Below are 431 nucleotides of genomic sequence, written 5' to 3'. Positions count from 1 at the left end.
GCATTGGATACGCGCAACAATACATCCAACGTTTCGGCTTCAAACCATCCGAAATTCCAGCCAGCCTGTCTATGGCACTTGGCACCGGTGAAACAACACCATTGCGTGTCGCTGAAGCATATAGCGTCTTTGCCAATGGCGGTTACAAAATTTCCGCATACGTCATCGACAAGATTTATGACAGCGAAGGTCGTCTGAGAGCGCAAATGCAACCTCTTGTTGCAGGTGAAAACGCCCCTCAAGCCATTGACCCGCGCAACGCATACATCATGTATAAAATCATGCAGGACGTAGTCCGCGTCGGTACAGCACTAGGCGCCTCCGCACTTGGCCGTTCCGATATCGCCGGTAAAACCGGTACGACGAACGACAATAAAGATGCATGGTTTGTCGGTTTCAACCCGAATGTTGTTACCGCCGTATATATCGGC

At 50.6% G+C, this 431-nt stretch carries 1 protein-coding gene; it reads left to right on the top strand.

Going from position 1 to position 431, the window contains the following annotated elements; translation table 11 throughout:
• Positions 1-431 (top strand): penicillin-binding transpeptidase domain-containing protein (locus tag ACTHUR_RS21685; protein WP_440400884.1); only part of this gene is annotated, 431 nt, incomplete at both ends.

This window comes from Neisseria sp. P0021.S007 (assembly GCF_051956855.1).
The sequence above is the reverse complement of the archived record's forward strand: the minus strand, read 5'-3'. Positions and strand labels throughout refer to the sequence as shown.